At 71.2% G+C, this 18,857-nt stretch carries 17 protein-coding genes and 1 other RNA gene; 3 read left to right on the top strand and 15 right to left on the bottom strand.

Annotation, left to right across the window (positions count from 1 at the left end):
- Window positions 1–19: 19 nt before the first annotated feature.
- The 7 genes from F6A08_RS05465 to ffs form a co-directional block, all read right to left on the bottom strand.
- On the bottom strand, window positions 20–2,527 hold the full coding sequence (locus F6A08_RS05465) for a glycoside hydrolase family 65 protein (protein WP_124896217.1): 2,508 nt from the start codon (window positions 2,525–2,527) through the stop codon (window positions 20–22).
- On the bottom strand, window positions 2,524–3,282 hold the full coding sequence (locus F6A08_RS05460; RefSeq protein WP_124896218.1) for an HAD-IA family hydrolase: 759 nt from the start codon (window positions 3,280–3,282) through the stop codon (window positions 2,524–2,526). The genes F6A08_RS05465 and F6A08_RS05460 overlap by 4 nt, the downstream gene beginning before the upstream one ends.
- A 100-nt stretch (window positions 3,283–3,382) precedes the next feature.
- Window positions 3,383–4,603 carry an acetate/propionate family kinase gene (locus tag F6A08_RS05455; protein ID WP_151458830.1) on the bottom strand — a complete coding sequence of 407 codons (1,221 nt, stop codon included), beginning with the start codon at window positions 4,601–4,603 and terminating at the stop codon, window positions 3,383–3,385.
- Complete coding sequence (gene pta / locus F6A08_RS05450; protein ID WP_151458829.1) at window positions 4,600–6,717, bottom strand: phosphate acetyltransferase; 2,118 nt, start codon at window positions 6,715–6,717, stop codon at window positions 4,600–4,602. The genes F6A08_RS05455 and pta overlap by 4 nt, the downstream gene beginning before the upstream one ends.
- A 62-nt stretch (window positions 6,718–6,779) precedes the next feature.
- Entirely contained in the window at window positions 6,780–7,475 is a 696-nt protein-coding gene (locus F6A08_RS05445) for a hypothetical protein (RefSeq protein WP_151458828.1), read from the bottom strand.
- On the bottom strand, window positions 7,472–8,083 hold the full coding sequence (locus F6A08_RS05440; RefSeq protein ID WP_124896221.1) for a rhomboid family intramembrane serine protease: 612 nt from the start codon (window positions 8,081–8,083) through the stop codon (window positions 7,472–7,474). Before F6A08_RS05440 ends, F6A08_RS05445 begins: the two co-directional genes overlap by 4 nt.
- Window positions 8,084–8,156: 73 nt before the next feature.
- An RNA gene (gene ffs / locus F6A08_RS05435) (signal recognition particle sRNA small type) lies at window positions 8,157–8,253 on the bottom strand.
- A 146-nt stretch (window positions 8,254–8,399) separates the two neighbouring features.
- Between ffs and F6A08_RS05430 the strand changes: the two genes are divergently transcribed.
- Genes F6A08_RS05430 through F6A08_RS05420 form a run of 3 tightly spaced genes read left to right on the top strand, consistent with a single transcriptional unit; the run spans window position 8,400 to window position 12,839 of the window.
- A complete protein-coding gene (locus F6A08_RS05430; RefSeq protein ID WP_017201477.1) occupies window positions 8,400–9,389 on the top strand; it encodes an AAA family ATPase in 990 nt (329 codons plus the stop codon).
- Window positions 9,390–9,400: 11 nt separating this feature from the next.
- Window positions 9,401–10,591: a DUF58 domain-containing protein gene (locus F6A08_RS05425; RefSeq protein ID WP_151458827.1), complete on the top strand. Its 1,191-nt coding sequence runs from the start codon at window positions 9,401–9,403 to the stop codon at window positions 10,589–10,591.
- On the top strand, window positions 10,548–12,839 hold the full coding sequence (locus F6A08_RS05420) for a transglutaminase TgpA family protein (RefSeq protein ID WP_151458826.1): 2,292 nt from the start codon (window positions 10,548–10,550) through the stop codon (window positions 12,837–12,839). The genes F6A08_RS05425 and F6A08_RS05420 overlap by 44 nt, the downstream gene beginning before the upstream one ends.
- 25 nt (window positions 12,840–12,864) lie before the next feature.
- Here the strand turns inward: F6A08_RS05420 and trhO are convergent, their stop codons facing one another.
- The 8 genes from trhO to mpaA2 all read right to left on the bottom strand — a co-directional run bounded on the left by trhO (window position 12,865) and on the right by mpaA2 (window position 18,847).
- Window positions 12,865–13,755 (bottom strand): oxygen-dependent tRNA uridine(34) hydroxylase TrhO, encoded by an 891-nt coding sequence (trhO, locus tag F6A08_RS05415; protein WP_151458825.1) that lies wholly within the window; start codon window positions 13,753–13,755, stop codon window positions 12,865–12,867.
- 75 nt (window positions 13,756–13,830) lie between these two features.
- Entirely contained in the window at window positions 13,831–14,565 is a 735-nt protein-coding gene (locus F6A08_RS05410; RefSeq protein ID WP_151458824.1) for a hypothetical protein, read from the bottom strand.
- Window positions 14,562–15,290: an ABC transporter permease gene (locus F6A08_RS05405; protein ID WP_151458823.1), complete on the bottom strand. Its 729-nt coding sequence runs from the start codon at window positions 15,288–15,290 to the stop codon at window positions 14,562–14,564. Before F6A08_RS05405 ends, F6A08_RS05410 begins: the two co-directional genes overlap by 4 nt.
- Window positions 15,287–16,009, bottom strand: coding sequence for an ABC transporter ATP-binding protein (locus tag F6A08_RS05400; RefSeq protein ID WP_017201483.1), 723 nt, complete (start codon window positions 16,007–16,009; stop codon window positions 15,287–15,289). Before F6A08_RS05400 ends, F6A08_RS05405 begins: the two co-directional genes overlap by 4 nt.
- Window positions 16,006–17,688, bottom strand: a complete 1,683-nt coding sequence (gene mpaP / locus F6A08_RS05395; protein ID WP_151458822.1) for a daptide biosynthesis intramembrane metalloprotease — start codon at window positions 17,686–17,688, stop codon at window positions 16,006–16,008. Before mpaP ends, F6A08_RS05400 begins: the two co-directional genes overlap by 4 nt.
- Window positions 17,685–18,503, bottom strand: a complete 819-nt coding sequence (gene mpaM, locus F6A08_RS05390) for a daptide-type RiPP biosynthesis methyltransferase (RefSeq protein ID WP_225855744.1) — start codon at window positions 18,501–18,503, stop codon at window positions 17,685–17,687. The genes mpaP and mpaM overlap by 4 nt, the downstream gene beginning before the upstream one ends.
- 64 nt (window positions 18,504–18,567) lie before the next feature.
- Window positions 18,568–18,687 carry an MpaA3 family daptide-type RiPP gene (gene mpaA3, locus F6A08_RS17900; protein WP_017201485.1) on the bottom strand — a complete coding sequence of 40 codons (120 nt, stop codon included), beginning with the start codon at window positions 18,685–18,687 and terminating at the stop codon, window positions 18,568–18,570.
- Between the two features lie 34 nt (window positions 18,688–18,721).
- Complete coding sequence (gene mpaA2 / locus F6A08_RS17840; RefSeq protein WP_263971437.1) at window positions 18,722–18,847, bottom strand: MpaA2 family daptide-type RiPP; 126 nt, start codon at window positions 18,845–18,847, stop codon at window positions 18,722–18,724.
- Window positions 18,848–18,857 lie beyond the last annotated feature (10 nt).

The following is an 18,857-nucleotide window of genomic DNA, read 5'->3' as shown; positions in this document are numbered from 1 at the left end:
ACCTTCGGCGGGCCCGGCCTCAGTCGATCGGCTCGATCACCGGGATCGAGGTGGTGATCACGGGAACGGACGCCGACATGCGGGTGCCGTCCTCCCGCCAGGCCTCGGTCAGCTGACGCAGCGTCGGGCGCCCGGGCAGCAGCGGGCCCTGATCGGCGAGCCGCACGACGACCTCGTCCTCGACAGTGGCGATGTACGCGGTGTCCCGCACGCTGAAGGGCACGGGAGGGCCGGTGCGCACCTGCACCCGCAGCTCGTCCTTGGTCACCGTCACCTGCAGGGTGGAACCCTGCCACTGCAGCGGGAACGACAGGGACGGCCACGCAGCGGGAAGCCGCGGGTCAAAGCTGAGATCTCCCGCGTAGTCGCGCATGCCGCCGAAGCCGCACACCAGCGCCGTCCACACGCCGCCGGCGGATGCCACATGCACGCCGTCCGCCGCGTTGTGGTGCAGGTCGTGCAGATCGACGAACAGCGACTGCTCGAAGTACTTCTGCGCGAGGTCCTGATAGCCCACCTCGGCGGCGAGGATCGACTGCACGACAGCCGACAGCGTGGAGTCGCCCGTGGTCAGCGGGTCGTAGTAGTCGAAGTCGGCCTTCTTCTCCTCGGGGGTGAAGTGGTTGCCCTGCAGGAACAGCGCCAGCACGACATCGGCCTGCTTGAGCACCTGGAAGCGGTAGATCACCAGCGGGTGGAAGTGCAGCAGCAGCGGACGCTGATCCGCCGGGGTGTTCGCCAGATCCCAGACCTCGCGCTCGAGGAACAGCGAATCCTGCGGGTGGATGCCGAGCGCCTCGCTGTACGGGATGTACATCGCCTCCGCTGCGCGCTCCCACGACTCCGCCTCACCCGAGCCGAGACCGGTGCGCTCGACGAGCTTGACGTAGTCCTCCGGGAAGCTCTCGCGGATCTCGCGCACGACCTTCGCGGCGTAGCGCAGGTTGTAGCGGGCCATGACGTTCGTGTAGAGGTTGTCGTTCACGACGGTCGTGTACTCGTCCGGACCGGTCACGCCGTGGATGTGGAACGTCTCGATGCCGTCGCCCGCTCCCGACTCGCCGACCAGGCGCGATCCGCGCCAGAAGCCGAGCGTCGCCCAGAGCCGGGCCGTCTCGATCGCGATGTCGGCGCCCTCCCGACGAAGGAACGCCTCGTCGCCCGTCGCGCGGACGTACTTGCCCAGAGCGAAGCTGATGTCGGCGTTGATGTGGTACTGCGCGGTGCCCGCGGCGTAGTAGGCCGAAGCCTCCTCGCCGTTGATGGTCCGCCAGGGGAAGAGCGCGCCGGCCTCGTTGAGCTGCGCGGCGCGACGACGTGCGGCCGGCAGCATCTTCACGCGGGCGCGGAGCGCGTTGTACGCCCAGCGCGGCGACGTGTAGGTGAGGAAGGGGAGCACGTAGATCTCGGTGTCCCAGAAGTAGTGGCCGCTGTAGCCGGAGCCCGAGACGCCCTTCGCCGGCACTCCGGCGCCGTCGGCACGGGCGGAGGCCTGCGCCAGCTGGAACAGGCACCAGCGGGTGGCCTGCTGCAGGTCGTCGCGCCCGTCGATGCGGACGTCGCTGCGCTCCCAGAACGCGTCGAGCCATTCCCGCTGCTGCCGGAAGATCGCTTCGACGCCCTGATCCGCCGCGCGGTCCAAGGTCCGACGGCAGCGGTCGACGAGTTCGCGCGGGGGCACGCCGCGCGACGTGTGGTAGCTGACGAGCTTGGTCAGGGTGATCGGCACGCCCGCCTTGGCCTGCACGCGGAAGACGTCCTTCGCGATGTCCGGCTCGACCAGCGTGCGGTGGTTGTAGGAGTTCTCCGTCTCCACGATGTGGTCGGCGACCACCGCGACCGTCATGCCGGAATCCGCGACGCGATACGACAGCGCCGAGCGCATGCCGTCCTGCCAGTGCTCGGCCGGCTCCAGCACGCGGTCGGCGATCTTCTCGGCCTTCCGCGGGTCGAAGCCCGCTCCCTTCGTCCCGAGGGGCGTTCCGGCGTAGACGCCGGCGCCGTCCTGGCGGTTCAGCAGCTGGCAGCTGATCGTGACGGGGGCGTCGGCATTCTCCACGACGACCTCGAGGCGCAGCACGGCCAGGTGGCGCTCCTCGAAGCTCACCAGCCGCTGGTCGCGCATCCGGACCCGCTTGCCGGACGGCGTCTCCCAGACGACCCGGCGCTCGAGCACGCCGGTGCGCATGTCGAGCGAGCGGGCGAACTCCCGCACGTCGGCGTCGTCGAGCGAGATCGGCTCGTCGTCGACGTACACGCGCATGACCTTCGCGTCGGGGGCGTTGACGATCGTCTGTCCGACCTCGGCGAAGCCGTAGGCCTGCTCGGCGTGGCGGATCGGCCACGTCTCGTGCAGTCCGTTGATGAAGGTGCCGTGCTCGTGCGCACCGCGGCCCTCGATGTGATTGCCGCGCAGACCGAGATAGCCGTTGCCCACCGAGAACAGCGTCTCGCCGACGCCCTCCTCCGAGTAGCGCGTCTCGATCAGGCGCCAGGGGTCGACGGGGAAGCGGTCGCGGTCGATCATGCGGTCTCCGGGGTATCGGTCTGTGCGGAGGGGACGAAGACGAGGAGATCCTCGACGACGACGGTCGCGCCGGCAGCGTGCAGGGCGTCAGCCCCGGCACCGCGGTCGACGCCGACCACGGTCGCGAATCCGGCGGCCGCCGCGGACGCCGCACCCGAGGTCGCGTCTTCGACGGCGACGGACCGCGTCGGATCGACGCCGAGGGCGGCGGCGCCGGCCGCGAACATGTCGGCGGCGGGCTTCGAGGCGAGTCCTTCGCGCTCGGCGACCACGCCGTCCACGACGACGCGGAAGAACGAGCGGATGCCGGCGGCCGCCAGCACCTCCTCGGCGTTCTTGGAGCTGGAGACCACGCCGAGGGGGATGCCCGCCTCGTGCAGGCTCTCGACGAGCGCGAGGGAACCGGGGTACGGCGCGATCCCCTGTCCGCGCAGCGATGCCGCGAAGGCCGCGTTCTTGCGGTTCCCGATGCCGCAGATCGTCTCAGCCGACGGGTCGTCGTCGACCTCGCCCCAGGGCACCTCGACGTTGCGGCTGTGCAGGAGGCTGGCGACGCCGTCGTAGCGCTTCTTGCCGTCGACGTAGTCGAAGTAGTCGGCGTCGCTGTAGGGCGGAGTGATCCCCCAGCGCTCGAAGACGTCGTCGAAGACGGCCTTCCAGGCGCGCATGTGCACCTCGGCTGTCGGGGTCAGAACGCCGTCGAGATCGAACAGCACACCGTCGGCGCGGAACAGGTCGGGCAGTGCTTCTGGCACAGAGCCTCCAGGAGAAGGGCGATTGTCGGGTCGGCACCTCTCCGTGCCACTGTGCCAGCGTAATGGGGTCGCGCGCCACGCGGTAACCCCCGCGAGCGGATCAGAGCAGCTGGGCGGTCTGCCTGGCGATCTGCAGCTCTTCGTCCGTCGGCACCACGAGCACCGTCACGGTCGATGCGTCGGCCGAGATACGGCGGATGCCGCGCTCCCTGGCCTCATTGCGTGCGGGGTCGACGACGACGCCGGCGAAGCCCAGCGTGGCCAGCGCCGCCGCGCGCACCGCCGCCGCGTTCTCGCCGACTCCTGCCGTGAACGAGATGACGTCGACGCCGCCGAGCTGTGCCATGTACGCGCCGGCGTAGGCGCGGAGCCGGTGTACGTAGACGTCGAACGCGAGGGTGGCGTCGTCCTCCCCTGCGGCCATGCCGGCGAGGATGTCGCGCATGTCGCTGCGCCCGGCGAGTCCGGCCAGCCCGCTGCGCGTGTTGAGCAGCGCGTCGAGGTCGTCGATCGAGTAGCCGGCCCTGCGGGAGAGGTGCACGAGCGCGGCGGGGTCCAGGTCGCCGGAGCGGGTGCCCATCACGAGGCCTTCGAGCGGGGTCAGGCCCATCGAGGTCTCCACGGATCGCCCGCCGTCGATCGCGGTGACGGAGGCCCCGTTGCCGAGGTGGAACACGATCTGCCGGAGATCGGCGACGTCGCGGCCGAGGAACGCCGCCGCCGCCTCGCTCACGTACTGGTGGCTCGTGCCGTGGAAGCCGTAACGACGCACGCGGTGCTCCGCGGCGAGCGCCGCGTCGATCGCATACGTGTACGCCGCCGGCGGGAGCGTCTGGTGGAACGCCGTGTCGAACACGGCGACATGCGGCACCTGGTCGAACACCTCTCGTGCCGCGCGGATCCCGGCGAGGTTCGCAGGGTTGTGCAGCGGCGCGAGCACCGCCAGCTCGTCGATCTGCCGCTCCACGTCGGCGTCGATGAGCGTCGGCGCGTAGAAGCGGGCGCCGCCGTGGACCACGCGATGCCCGACCGCGACGGGGCGGTGCCGCTCGAGCGACGGACCGTGCGTCGCGAACTGCTCGCGCATGATCTCGAACGCGGCGGCGTGATCGGCGATCGGGCGCTCGCTGCGATGGGTGGCGTCGAGCATGGTGGGCACCGCACCGCCACCGGGTTCCGGACGGACGGTGTGCGAGACCGGGCTGGCTTCCTGCCCGATGCGCTCGATGAGTCCGCTCGCGAGCAGGTTCTCCTGCTCGATGTCGATCAGGCTGTACTTCAGCGACGAGGACCCGCTGTTGATGACGAGGATCGCGCTCATCTCTGATCCGCCTGGGCCTGGATCGCGGTGATCGCGACCGTGTTCACGATGTCGTCGACCAGCGCCCCACGGGACAGGTCGTTGATGGGCTTGTTCAACCCCTGCAGCACGGGTCCGATCGCGACCGCGCCGGCGGAGCGCTGCACCGCCTTGTAGGTGTTGTTGCCCGTGTTGAGGTCGGGGAAGACGAACACCGTCGCGCGTCCGGCCACGGTCGAGTCGGGGAGCTTGGCCTTCGCGACAGCGGCGTCCGCGGCCGCGTCGTACTGGATCGGGCCCTCGACCGGCAGCTCAGGAGCGCGCTCGCGCACCAGGGCGGTCGCGGCGCGCACCTTGTCGACGTCGGCGCCGGATCCGGACTCCCCGGTCGAGTACGAGAGCATGGCGACGCGCGGATCGATGCCGAACTGGCGCGCGGTCTCGGCGGAGGAGATCGCGATGTCGGCGAGCTGCTCGCTAGTCGGGTCGGGGATCACCGCGCAGTCCCCGTACACGAGCACGCGGTCGGCTAGCGCCATCAGGAACACGCTGGAGACCACGTTCACGCCGGGCTTGGTCTTGATGATCTCGAACGAGGGACGGATGGTGTGCGCCGTGGTGTGCGCAGCGCCGGACACCATGCCGTCGGCGAGGCCCAGGTGCACCATCATCGTGCCGAAGTACGACACGTCGGTCACGGTGTCGGCCGCCTGCGCCACGGTGATGCCCTTGTGGGCGCGCAGCCGCGCATACTCGGCGGCGAAGCGCTCCACGAGCTCGGGATCGTTCGGGCTGAGCACCTGCGCGGCGGTGAGGTCGACGCCGAGCTCGGCGGCACGGGCGCGGATGGCCGTCTCGTCGCCCAGGATCGTCAGGTCGGCGACGTCACGGGCGAGCAGGGTCGCTGCGGCGCGCAGGATGCGGTCGTCCTCGCCCTCCGGCAGCACGATGCGTCTGCGGTCGGCGCGCGCCCTCTCGATCAGCCCGTACTGGAACATGAGCGGCGTCACCACGTGGGACTGCGCGAGTCCGAGCTGCGTGGTGAGCTCGGCGACGTCGACGTGCTCCTGGAACAGTCCCAGGGCCCGGTCGTAGCGGGTGCGCGAGTCGGCGGAGATACGGCCTCGGGTGCTCATCACGCGCACCGCGGTGTCGTAGGTGCCCAGGTCGGTCGTGATGATGGGCACCGACGAGGCGAAGCCGTCGAGCAGCTGCACGATCGGCTCGGGCAGCGGGAAGGGGCCGTTCAGGATGATGCCGGCGATGCGCGGGAACGTGCCGGAGGAGTCGGCGAGCAGGGCCGCGAGCAGCACCTCGGTGCGGTCGGCGGGGATCACCACGACCGCCTCCTCGGTGAGGCGGGGAAGGACGTTGACCATCGACATGCCGGCGACGACGATGTTCAGCGCCTCCCTGGTGAGCCGATCGTCGTCTCCCTTCAGCAGCGTGCCGTCGACGGCGGTGAGGATGCCGCGGATGGAGGGAGCCACGAGCGCGCGGTCCTCCGGGATGGCCCACACCGGTGTGCGGGGCTCCGGGAGGATCGCCCTGACCGCATCGACCACCTCGTCCAGCGCCTCGGGGTCGGCCCTGTTCACCGCGACCGCGAAGAGCTCGGCGCGCTCGGCGGCGAGCTCGGACAGGGCGAGGGCGCCGATCTGGCCGACGGCCGCGGCGGCTCTCGCCGTCGTGGTGCCGAGCTGCTCCGCCTGGCGCTGCTGGTCGCGACCGCTCAGCACGAGGAGCACAGGGGCGGCGAGGTTCGCGGCGATCCGGGCGTTGAACCCGAGCTCGGCGGGGCTGCCCACGTCGGTGTAGTCGCTGCCGACGATCACGACGGCGTCGCACTGCGCCTCGACGGCCTTGAAGCGCGCGACGATCGTGGCGAGCGCAGCGTCGGGGTCGGCCCTGACGTCGTCGTAGGTCACGCCGATGCAGTCGTCGTACGCCAGCTGCACGCCGTCATGGGCGAGGAGGAGTTCGAGGATCTCATCGCGCTCCTCGACCGAGCGGGCGATCGGGCGGAACACGCCGACCCGCGGCGAGACGCGCATCAGGGCGTCGAGCGCCCCGAGGGCGATCGTCGACTTGCCGGTATGGCCTTCGGCCGAGGTGATGTAGATGCTTCGCGCCACGACCCCAGCTTAGGTGGGGTCCCCGACCGGGAGGGAGGATCGTCCCCGTGACAATTGCGGCGTCAGGTGCAGGGACCGGACAGCGCGTCGACCACGGCCGTCGCATCCGCCTGGAAGCGCGCGTAGTAGTCGCGGTCGGTGTTCACCTGCACCCGGTGGATCGCATGCGACGGGTCCATCGCCTGCCAGTCGGGCAGCCGGCCCAGGCGGTCGAAGAACAGCGTCGCCGAGGTCGCCGGATCCATCCGCTGCTCGACGCTGCCCCACCAGTCCTGCTGCTGGAACAGACCGATGCTGCTGGTGCGGGAGCCGTCGGGGTTGGTGAATCCGCGGGTCTCCCAGTCGCCGTAGTCGATGTTCCGGAGGCTGCTCTCCCCCATCGCCGTCATGACCCCGAGGATCTGCCCGTCACGAGGGAAGCCCATCGCGGCGGCGGTGCGCACGATGGTCGCCGCGTTCTCGAGCTGCTCGCCGCTCCATCCCTCGACACCCGCGGCAGGGAAGGTGCGCGGGTCGTCGATGCAGATCGGCGCGGGGTCGCGCGCCAGGCTCAGCGGGATGAGCACGAAGAGACCGACGACCGCCACGAGGGCTCCCGCCGACAGCAGGAGGCGCTGCAGGATCCGCTGCCGCCGCGCACGGATGGCCGCCTGCCGCCTGGTCGGCTTCCTCCGGCGCGCCGCGGGCTTCCGTCGCGACGTCGGCCGCGTGCCCGCTGGCTTGCGCTTCGCCCTGGCCGGCGTGCGCGCGGCGCTCATACCCGCAGCGCTCCGCGGTCCGCGCGAGGACGCCGGCCGGCGAGCGCGGCCGCAGCACCCCCGATGGCGCCGAACAGATGCGCCTGCCAGGAGACGCCGTCGGCGACGCCGACCACCCCGGCCAGCATGGAGCCGCCGTACACCGCGATGACGATGAGCGCGATCACCGCGTACAGGATGCGGTGCGCCACACGTCCCGGGGCGAACACGCGCATCACGACGTAGCCGAAGTAGCCGAACACGAGCCCGGAGGCCCCGACCGTCAGCGTGCCCGGTGCGTTGACCACCCAGGTGCCGAGGCCGCCGACGACCGCGACGACGGCCGTGACGGCCCAGAACCGCCGCGTCCCCTCGACTGCGACCAGACATCCGAGCACGAGGAGGGGCACCGAGTTCGCGATGAGGTGGGCCCAGCTCGCGTGCAGCAGCGGACCCAGCACGATGCCGCCCAACCCGGCGACATCCCATGACCGCAGTCCGAAGCCGGTGAACGAGCCGGGCAGGACGGCGTCCGCGAGCTGCACGACCCACATCGCGACGACCAGCAGCACCGGAGAGGCGAATCGGCCCAGCGGGTGCTGCGGCTTCGGGGGCGGGGCGACGGTCACCGGACGATTGTCGCAGGTCCGACCAGGAGGGGACTGTGTGCGGGTGCTCTCACCGCACCGACCCGCCGGAGAAGAAAATGACCCTCCGCGCACCCAGCAGAGCCCGGTTACCCTTGCTGCGTTTCCGCCCTGGGGGAATTGGCCTGGATGCCGCCACGCGGAGAGCCGTGACCATCCTAACCCGATGCGCGCGCCGGTTCGAATCCGGTCACCGCCGGGAGCGTCCGATCTCAGGGAGATCTGCCAGCCCAGCGCGTCCTGCGACAGGGTTACGATCGAGGGACGCGCATCGCAGCGCCGACGCGAGAGGGAACGCATGCCAGAGAACTCCCCCCTGACCCCGGTGACGATCGACGCCGAGCGCTTCGCCGCGCAGACCTCCGCGATCCTCTCCTCGATCGGCCAGGTCATCGACGGCAAGCCCGATGCCGTGCGCAGCGCTCTCGTCTGTCTGCTGGCCGAGGGTCACCTGCTGATCGAGGACGTCCCCGGGGTGGGCAAGACGATGCTCGCCCGCGCTCTCGCCGCCAGCGTCGACGCGACCGTGCGCCGGATCCAGTTCACGCCCGACCTGCTTCCGGGCGACGTGACCGGCGTCTCCGTCTACAACCCGGTCGACCGCGAGTTCGAGTTCAAGCGCGGTGCGGTGTTCGCGCACATCGTGATCGCCGACGAGATCAACCGCTCGTCGCCGAAGACGCAGTCGGCCCTGCTCGAGGCCATGGAGGAGGGCCAGGTCACGGTCGACGGAGCGACGCACCCGCTGCCCGACCCGTTCCTCGTCGTCGCCACCCAGAACCCTCTGGAGATGGAGGGCACGTACGCCCTCCCGGAGGCGCAGCGGGACCGGTTCATGATGCGGATCTCGATGGGCTACCCGGATGCCGCCGCCGAGGCTCTGATGCTCCGCCAGCGGGACGTGGTGAATCCGCTCGCCGCGGTCGCTCCGGTCGCGGACGCGACCTCGATCGCGCAGCTGATCGCTTGGGCGCGCGCCGTCCATGTCGCTCCGGCGCTCGAGGAGTACGCCGTCGCCCTCGCCCAGGCCACCCGCTCCGACCCGAACCTGCACCTCGGCGCGAGCCCGCGCGCCACGCTGCAGCTGGTCAGGGCCGCGAAGGTGTGGGCGGCGCTCGACGGCCGCGACTACGTCATCCCGGACGACCTCACCGCGCTGCTCATCCCGGTCTTCGCCCACCGCCTGCTCCCGGCGCGGGGCGCGCACCGTGCGGGGGCGCAGCCGGTGGAGGCCGCACTGACCCAGATCGTGGAACGGGTGCGCGTGCCCGTCGCGACGCGATCCTGACCGAGCCCGCCATGCGCACCCGCCGATCCCTCACCGCTCGCGGAGCCGGCGCGCTCATCGCGGCACTGGGCTGCCTGATCGCGGCCAACGTGGCGGGAGCCCGGATCCTGCTCTACATCGGCGTGCTGCTGGCCGTGCTCACGCTCCTGTCGCTCCTCGCGGTCCGGCTCCCGCGCCGCTCGGGGACCGTCACACGGCAGATCTCGACCGATCTGCTGACGGTGTCGGAGACCTCTCGGGTGACCGTCCGGTTCACGCTGCGCTCGCTGCGCATCCCGCGCGGGCTCTGGCACGACGTGCTGCCCGATGCGGTCAGCGGCGACTCCGGCGGCGAGTACCCGCCGGAGTCCGGCCAGCTCAGCTATGCGATCACCGGTGTGCGCCGTGGCGTGTGGCCCCTCGGCCCGCTGATGCTGCGCACGGTCGACCCGTTCGGACTCGCCCAGCGGGAGCAGGCCTTCGGCGAGACCAGGAGCATCACGGTCGTGCCGGAGGTCCTGTCCCTCGCACCCCTGGCCGTGCGGGTGGGAGCGGCCGGCGGCACCGCCCACACCTCCTCGACCCGCCTCGGGCAGGGCAGCGACAACCTCTCGCCGCGCGGGTACATCCCGGGCGATTCGATGCGCCGCATCCACTGGCGGGCCACCGCGCACCGCGGTCAGCTGATGGTGCGTCAGGAAGAGGAGGAGTCGAGCCCCGACGCCGTGGTCGTGCTCGACCGGAGCAGCCGTCGATGGGCCGCACCGGGGGCCGAGCCGGACCCCGCGTTCGAGGCCGCCGTGTCGCTGTGCGCGTCGTCGGCCGTGCATCTCGCCGCCGAGGGCTACAGCGTCGACGTGATCGACAGCGCGGGCGTCCTGCTCGGAGCGCTGCGCGGTCATGAGGACGACCGCGACGGTCTGCTCGTCGCCCTGGCGATGGTGACTCCGCGCGGAGAGAGCAGAGACCTCGCGACGCTGATCGGCGGGACGCCACCCGGACCGCTCGTCTACATCACCGGAAGCCTCGACGAGGAGGACGCCGCCCTGTTGCGACCGGCCGGCGCGGCCGCGGCGCTGCTCTTCAGCACCGGGCTGCTGCCCGGCGCCGGCGAGGCCTCCGTCCGGCACGGATGGACCGTGACACCGCTCGGGCCCGACATCGCGGAGGCGTGGGCGGATGCGGTCTCCGCACGGACGGGGGCCGGCGATGTTCCGGGCTGAGCGTCTCCCGGCGTCCGCACCGCCGCGGACGCCGCCGCGGTGGCACCGGGACCACGAGGATCCGACCGGGGTCGTCGCACCCGGAGCCCTGGCAGCGGTCTCCGCGCTCGTCGCGGTGTGGCCGTACACCTCGGTCATCGCGCCGGGCGCGTGGTCGTTCACCGTCCTCGTCGTCGTCGTCGCCGTCGCCGGCACCGGGATGCTCGCGCGGTGGCTGCTGCGCCGACACGGCGAGGTGCTCCGCGATCTGGGCGCGTTCGCCGCGCAGGTCCTCATCGCCGTCGCGGTCCTGACCCAGCTCATCGCCGGCGACACCGCCGTCCTCGGGTTCATCCCGACGTCGACGACGGCGGCGCTGCTCGGCACGCTGGCACCCGCGGCCTGGGAGGCGGTCGTGTTCGGATCCGCCCCGTTGGACCCCTCACCCGCCCTGGCGGCCGCCATGGGCGCCGGTTTCGCGGTCGTCGCGATCCTGCTCGATCAGCTCGTGGCCCATCGCTCCGCGGTGCTCGCCGTGCTGCTCATGGGTGCGGTCGGAGCCGTGCCGATGATCATCACGCTCGGCGACACCAACGTCGTCTGGTTCGTGCTGTTCGGCGTCGTCGCCCTGCTGGTGTTCCGGTTCACCGCTCGTCGGCATCCGGAGGCGCCGCTCCGATCGTCGACCTCTCTCGCGCTGGGTGTCGGCGCCGCCGCGCTGGCGGCGACGGTGGCCATCGCGCCGGTCCTGCCGCTGAGCACCAGTCTCGCCGGGAGCGGCGTGGGCGTGACGGTGGACGCGTCGCTGCGTCTCGGCGACGATCTGCGCCAGCCGAACCCCGTCGAGGTGCTGACGGTCGCCACCGAGGGAGAGACCGCCCCCTACCTGCGGCTCACGACACTCTCCCGTTTCGACGGCCGCGTCTGGCATCCGGACGAGGGCGATCTCCAGTCGCAGCAGGACGGATTCGGTGCACCAGAGTGGGGCGAGGACATCCCGACGGAGGAGCAGAACACGTCGGTGCGGATCCTGCGGATGTCGAGCTCCTGGCTCCCGGTCCCCTACCCGGCCACCGCCGTGCAGGGTCTCAGCGGGTCGTGGCGGGTCTCCCCCGACAATCGGACGCTGTTCTCCCGCAGCGCGGACGCCGTCGGCAACGACTACACCGTCACGGCCTCGCGCCCCATCCCCACGCTCGAGCAGATCCGCGCGATCGATGCCGCTCCGCCCGCCGCCGATCCGGACGCCGAGCCGGTCGAGCTTCCGGGGATCATCGCCGAGCTGGCCGCCGACGTGACGGCGGACGAGGACACGGACTACGACCGCCTCGTGGTCCTGCAGAACTGGTTCCGCGCGCAGTTCGCGTACTCCCTGGAGACGCCGGTCGAAGAGGGCTTCGACGGCACGGGCGCCGAAGCGGTGGCCCGCTTCCTCGAGGAGCGTTCCGGGTACTGCGTGCACTTCGCCGGAGCGTTCGCGCTGATGGCGGAGAGCCTGGACATGCAGGTCCGCATCGTCGTCGGATACCTCCCCGGTTCGCTGACGGATGAGAAGCGCGGCAGCGAGTCCGTGTTCTCGGTGACCAGCGATCAGCTGCACTCCTGGCCGGAGGTGCTGTTCCCCGGTGTCGGATGGGTCCCGTTCGAACCCACCGCGTCCCTCGGCGTTCCCACCGCATTCCGCGCCGCCGTGGCGCAGGGCGGCGGTCCCGGCGGTCCGTCCACCCCCGCCCCCACGACGGCGCCGCAGACCGAGGAGACGTCGGGGCCGGAGATCGACCGCAGCGACGCCGGCGGCGACTCCGCGAGCGGCCAGGAGCTGCGACGCCTCGACCCGATGCCGGTGCTGCTCACCGCGCTCGGCGCGGTGGTGATCCTCCTGATCCCCGCCCTCCTCCGCTTCGTCGAGCGCAGCCGTCGGATCGCGCGCTCCCGCCGCGGGGATCCGGCCGCCGCCTGGGCGGAGCTCCGCGACACCCTGATCGATCTGCGCATCCCCGTGTCGGATGCGGACACCCCGAGGGTCCGTGCTGCGGGGTTGGTGCGGGATTCCGGTGCGGATCCGCGGGCGCTGCGGCGGCTGACCGACGCGGTCGAACAAGCGAACTACGCGCGTTCCGGCACGGTCGACGACGATCTGGCCGAACCTCTGCGCGAGGTGCTCATCGGCCTGCGGCGGAGCGTGGACGGCCCGACGCAGTTCCGCGCCGCGGTGCTGCCGCGGTCGCTGTATGCGACGCGGGCTGCCGAGCCCGGCGTGGCTGTGTGACGGAGACCCGGGCGGCGCCGCCCGCTCAGGCGGCGTGCTCCGCGCAGCTCACCGACTCGCAGTTCTCGCACACGACGAACTGCGTGCGGCAGGACGGATCGGGACAGTTCGCGGTCCGCTTCGTCGGCGCCCCGCACCCGACGCACTCCCCGATCACGCGGGCATGGTCGGAGAAGTCCACCGAGCCGCGCCGGTCGAACACGTACAGCGAGCCGTCCCACAGGCCGTCGTCGCCGTACTTCTCGCCGTACCGGACGATGCCGCCCTCCAGCTGGTACACCTCGCCGAAGCCGCGGGCGGTCATCAGGCTCGACAGCACCTCGCAACGGATCCCGCCGGTGCAGTAGGTGACGACGGGCTTGCCCTTGAGGTCGTCGTAGGCGCCGGAGTCGAGAAGACGGACGAAGTCCCTGGTCGTCTCGGTGTCGGGCACCACCGCCCCGCGGAAGCGGCCGATCTGAGCCTCCAGCGCATTGCGGCCGTCGAAGAACACGACCTCGTCTCCGCGGGCGTCCACGAGCTCGTGCAGCTCCTCGGGTGTCAGCCGTGTGCCTCCGCCCACCACACCGTGCTCATCGACCCGCAGTTCCCCCGGCGCTCCGAACGACACGATCTCGTCGCGGACCTTCACGCTGAGCTTCGGGAAGTCGAGGCTGCGTCCCTCGGCGTCCAGTCCGGTTCCCTCGCTCCACTTGATGTCGGCATCCGCGAACGGGGCGTACGAGCGGAAAGAACGCGCCCACTTCTTGAGCACGCCGATATCGCCACCGAGCGTGCCGTTGATGCCGTCCTTCGAGATGAGCAGACGCCCGCGCAGGCCGAGAGCCTGGCCGAGGTCACGCTGCCAGACGCGGAGGGCCTCCGGATCGGCGAGAGGGGTGAACGCGTAGAAGAGGACGATCTTGGGTGTTGCCACCCAGGAATCCTACGTCGGCAGTCTGACCGGACGGACCGTGCTCGCCCCTCGGCATCCGCTGTCGCCGTCCGCGCTCTACGTCACATCGCGGCGGAGGAACGAGAGGGCGCCGGCGCCGAGCACGAGCAGCACCCAGCCGGCAGAGACCAGGACCGCCGGCCCGGCGTCCAGCCCGTCGGACGGCGTGATCCCCACGGCGGTCACATCGAAGCGGAAGGTCTCCAGCATGGCGAGCAGCGGGAGGTAGACGGCGCCGGCACTCCAGAACATCGCGACGAGCATCGCCGCGCCCATCGACAGGGAGGAGATGAAGAGAGCCGCGAGGTGCGCCTGCACGACGACACCCACCCCCATCCCCCAGAGTCCTGCGACGGCGCCGAGCGCGACGGTGGAGCCGACCGAAGGCCCGTCCACCGGGATGCCGCCCATCGCGACGAGCAGCGCCGTGTGGCCGCCGATCACGGCGGCGAACGCCACGACTGCTCCGCCGAAGGCCGATGTAGGCAGCCGGACGAGGAACATCGCCCACCGGGACTGCAGCATCAGCCGTTGGGCGACGACGCCGTCGCGGCGATCGATCGTGTAGCGGAATGAGCCGTACATGGCGGCGAGAACGGCCCCGTAGGTCGCGAGCACGGTGCTGAACGGCGCCGTGAGTTCTCGGCGGATGCCCGCCGGGGCGTCGGCGAACTCGGGCGGGATGCTCGTGGCCAGCGACAGCGACATCACGAACGCCGCCACCGCCACCCCGAGCAGCACCACGTCCCCCGCGACGCCACGCGCTTGCGCGCGCAGTGCCCGACGGATCACGCGACGCTCCGGCGACCGCGGACCCAGGCGATGGCCACCAGAGCCGCCGTCCACGCGAGGCCCAGCCCGAGGGCCGGGGCGAACGCGAGCAGCCGATCCTGATATCCGGGAACGCTCAGCGCCGCGATCACCATCCCCGGTGAGAACTTCGCGACCTCGGGCGCGGTCCGCAGCAGCGCGAACTCCAAGGCCATCGGAAACACGAGGACGATGATCGCCGTCGCATAGTAGTTCCGGGTGATCCAGCCGATGGCCCCGCCGATGAGCGCCCCCAGAACGGCTCCGGCCACGGCGCCCGCGTAAGTGCGCCAGGCCTCCGGGGTGAGGGCGAGGGCCAGACCTTCGTGGGCCAGGTAGACGGACACTCCGGCCGTCCACAGTGCGAAGACGCCGATCGACAGGGCGACCGCGATCAACGCACCGGCCACGAGCTTCCCCGCGAACGCGCGGGCGAAGCCGACTCCGGCGAGGGTTCGGTCCATCGATCCGTAGTAGTACTCGCGGGTCACCGCGTAGGAGCCGACGAACGCGGCGGAGATGACGGACCACGCGAGCGGCTCCAGCAGACGCGCGGTCGCCACCGCGGGGTCGAGGCCGGCGAGGTCGAAGCGCGAGCCGTCCGAGAAGAGCACGAAAGCGGGCATGAGGACGGCGACCAGGTACACGGCCAGAACCGAGGGCCCGCTCACCGACCGCAGCACCTCGCTGTGGATCACGCCCCTCATGCCTGCGCCCCTTCCACGAGGTCGAAGTACCGGCTCTCCAGCGAGTCGACATCGTTCCGGATGAGATCGTCGAGGCGTCCGGCGAAGAGCGCGCGGCGCTTGATGACGATCACCTCGTCCACCACCTGCTCCAGCTCGGCGAGCTGATGGCTGGAGACCAGCACGGTGCCGCCGCGCTCGACGAACCCGCGGAGGAATCGGCGCAACCAGCGGATGCCGTCGGGATCCAGCCCGTTCGCCGGTTCGTCGAGGATCAGGGTGCGAGGGGAGCCGATGAGCGCGGCGGCCAGCCCGAGCCGCTGAGCCATCCCCGTCGAGAAGGCCTTCACGCGACGGCCGGCATCGTCGGCGAGCCCCACCTCCTCGAGCACCTCGTCGACGCGTCCTGGCGGCGCTCCCGCCGCGAGCCGGATGATCTCCAGGTGCCGTCGGGCGGTGATGCCCGTCTCGAAGCCGAAGCCGTCCATGTGCACGCCGACGTGCGTCGCGGGGTTCTCCAGGGCGGAGAACGGGGCGCCGTCGATGAGGCAGTCCCCGGCCGTCGGCCTGAGCAGGCCGACGATGGCTCGGAGCGTCGTCGACTTGCCCGCGCCGTTCGGCCCGAGGAGGCCGACGATCGACCCCCGCGCCACGCCGAACGACAGATCCTCGACCGCTGTCCGACGGCCGAACCTCTTCGTGAGTCCTCGGACCTCGATCGCGTCCTGGTTCATGGTCATCCCTTCCTCTCCGCACTCCGCAGCGGCGACAACGGCGCGACCACGCCGACCGCCCAGAGCGTCTGCCACAGGTTCTTCACACCGATGTCGACGCGCGCCAGCCCCGTCGGCGGCAGCATCTCGCGCCCCCCGAAGACGTCCACTCCGGCGACGATCACGGCGGGAACCGACAGGTCGTCGGCCCGCACCGGGAAGAGCGCGTCGAGCGGGACCGTCGTCCGCTCCGCGCGCCGGTGCCGGGTCCGCCCCTTCCCGAGTTCCTCGTTCGCGAGGATGCCCCGGCTGAGCAGGACCACGCGGGCGCCGTCCGGCACGGCGCCCGGCCCCTCTCCGTCCGCACGCACGAGAACCACTCCGTCCTCCTCGACGGAGAAGCCGTACGACGCCGTGGCCGGCACGGGGATGAGGACCCCGGCGGCGACGCCGCCCGCGACCAGCAGCGCGCACACGGAGAGGAACCGGAGCCGGGACACGCCCGATCGGAGCACTCGGCGCAGGACACGCGCGAGCAGCACGACCCCGGCCGCGAGCACCACAGCTTCCAGCGCGACCACGAACAGCCCCAGCACGGGTCCACCTCCGGCGAGCGCCTGGACGGTGCGTGCGACGGCGAACAGCACGAGCACGGCCGGGGCGATCAGGCTGGCGAGGCCGAACGGCACGCTCCACCACACCGGCAGGCTTCTGCTCCGCCGCGGCCCGCCGAACAGGAGCCGGCTCAGGGAGTCCGCTCCGTCGCGGATGGTCCTCCCCCGGAGGTTCGGCTCGTCCAGCGCGCTCATCAGAGCGATGTACCCGTCGAACCGCACGAACGGGATCAGGTTGAGCAGGACGATGACGGCGCAGGAGAGCGCGAGGAGCTGCAGCGTCTGGCGCACCGCCGGTTGCGGCACGGCGAGCGCGCCGACGAGCGCGATCGCCGCCACGAGCGCGTGCACCGCTGGTCCGGCGAGCGCCACGGCCACGCGCTGTCTGCGGTCGGACAGCCGCCAGCCGTCCGTGACGTCGACGAAGAACGCGGGGGTCAGATAGAAGAGCATGAATCCCGCACGGCGAGGCCGGCCCCCGAACCTCGTGAGGGCGAGCCCGTGGGCGCTCTCGTGGAGCAGGGTCGTGAGCGAGAGCGCCGCGACGAGGACCACGAAGCCGCTCAGCGGCAGGGGCCGGGTGACGACCTCCCACAGCTCCTCCGCTTGCAGGATCGCCGCAAGACATCCCGAGCCGAGCACGACGGCGGCGGACACCAGGAGGACTCGTGGCGGGAGCGGCACGATCAGCCGGTCGAGACGGCCGAAGAGGGCCGGCGCACGCAGCGTCGCGAGCTGCAGGGTGAACGGAGGCCGGTAGCTCACTCGGCCCGGTGGCGGCTTCGCTGCGCCTTCCAGGAGACCGCTGTCGCGGAAGCGTCCCACCAGCTGCAGGAAGCTCTCCGCCGACTCGGACGCGGCGAAGCGCCGATGCAGCACGTGCAGCGTCGTTCTACCGTCCATCGCGGTGAGCAGCTCAACGACCGTCCGCGAGAGCCGCGACGAGGGCACGCCGTGGACCAGAGCGATCCAGGCCTCTCCCTCACCGGCTTTCTCGAACACGACCTCGGAGGCGAGGAGCGGGCAGGTGTCGGCGGTGAGCGGTGCCGTGGCACCCGAGGGCCGTCGCCGGGCGGAGCGCAGCGGGGTCATCGTCGTCCTCCCGCTTCTCCGGATCCCACGCGGCCCGTCGTGAGGAGGAGGATCTCCGCGCCCGGGTGCGTGCGTACGGGAGATACCGTGGGTTCGGTGAACCCGGCCTCGACGAGTTCGCGCGCGAGAGTCTCGTGGTCGAGCACGTGCAGGCGACTCGTGAGCACCGGCACGGTGGCTCCGGCGACGATGTCGGCGACGCGGACCCAGTTGACCAGGCGCACCGAGCCTGCGGCCTCGATCTGCTGCGCGAAGACGTAGCTCTCCTCGCCGAGCGGGCCGGGGACCGTGATCTCCAGCTCCCGGTCCGATGCCAGGCTCTCCGCGGCGGACCCTCCGGCCACCGTCAGGGCGAAGACGCCGGCGGGGGCGAGATGGCGCCGCACGCTCGCGTAGAGACGCGACCTGTCCGTGCGGTCGAGCAGCGTGATGGACGTCGCCCCGAGGACCACGAGCCCGTAGCGACTCTCCAGGGTGAAGTCGCGCATGTCCGCCACGACGCATTCCAGCCGGGAATCGTCGGGCAGTGCGCGGCGCAGGTGGGCGAGCATGTCGTCGGAGATGTCGATCGCGGTAACCCGCTTGCCGGCCCGCACCAGCGGGATCGTCAGTCTGCCGCTTCCTGCGGCGACGTCGAGCACGGGACCGGCGGCTGCTCTCGCGAGCGCCAGCACCTCGCGGATCTCGGCGCGATCAGGTCCGACCAGGCGTTCGTAGAAGTCCGTCCCGGATCCGGCATACAGATCCTGCGCCTGCGCGACCGCGCCGACACCGTCGAGCCGCGCCGCCACGGCATCGGTGATCAAAGCTGGCATTTCCGGCATCGCCTCTCGATGGAAGGAAGAGGAGTGCGGGCGGGTGGCCCGCCCGCACCCTCGGTCAGGTCGCGATCGCTGCCACCCCGCCGATGATGGCGATGATGTAGCTCGCGTGCTCCCACCATTCGAGTGGGGCGTCGATCTGTTCGAGTTCCAGGAACTCCAGTGATGTCGTCTGCAATCTGCACCTCCTTGTCGGGTCTGCGGACGGCCTTCTAGGTCAGAGCGAGAATTCCGATGATGACGCCCAGGGCGAAGCCCCGCATGTAGTCATCGGTGTCGTTCAACGCCTCCATGGCCTCGAGCTCGGTGAACTCGAGCGTCGGCATTGCAGCGTGCATGCTTACCTCC

Source organism: Microbacterium algeriense, assembly GCF_008868005.1.
Lineage (GTDB): Bacteria > Actinomycetota > Actinomycetes > Actinomycetales > Microbacteriaceae > Microbacterium > Microbacterium algeriense.
The sequence above is the reverse complement of the archived record's forward strand: the minus strand, read 5'-3'. Positions and strand labels throughout refer to the sequence as shown.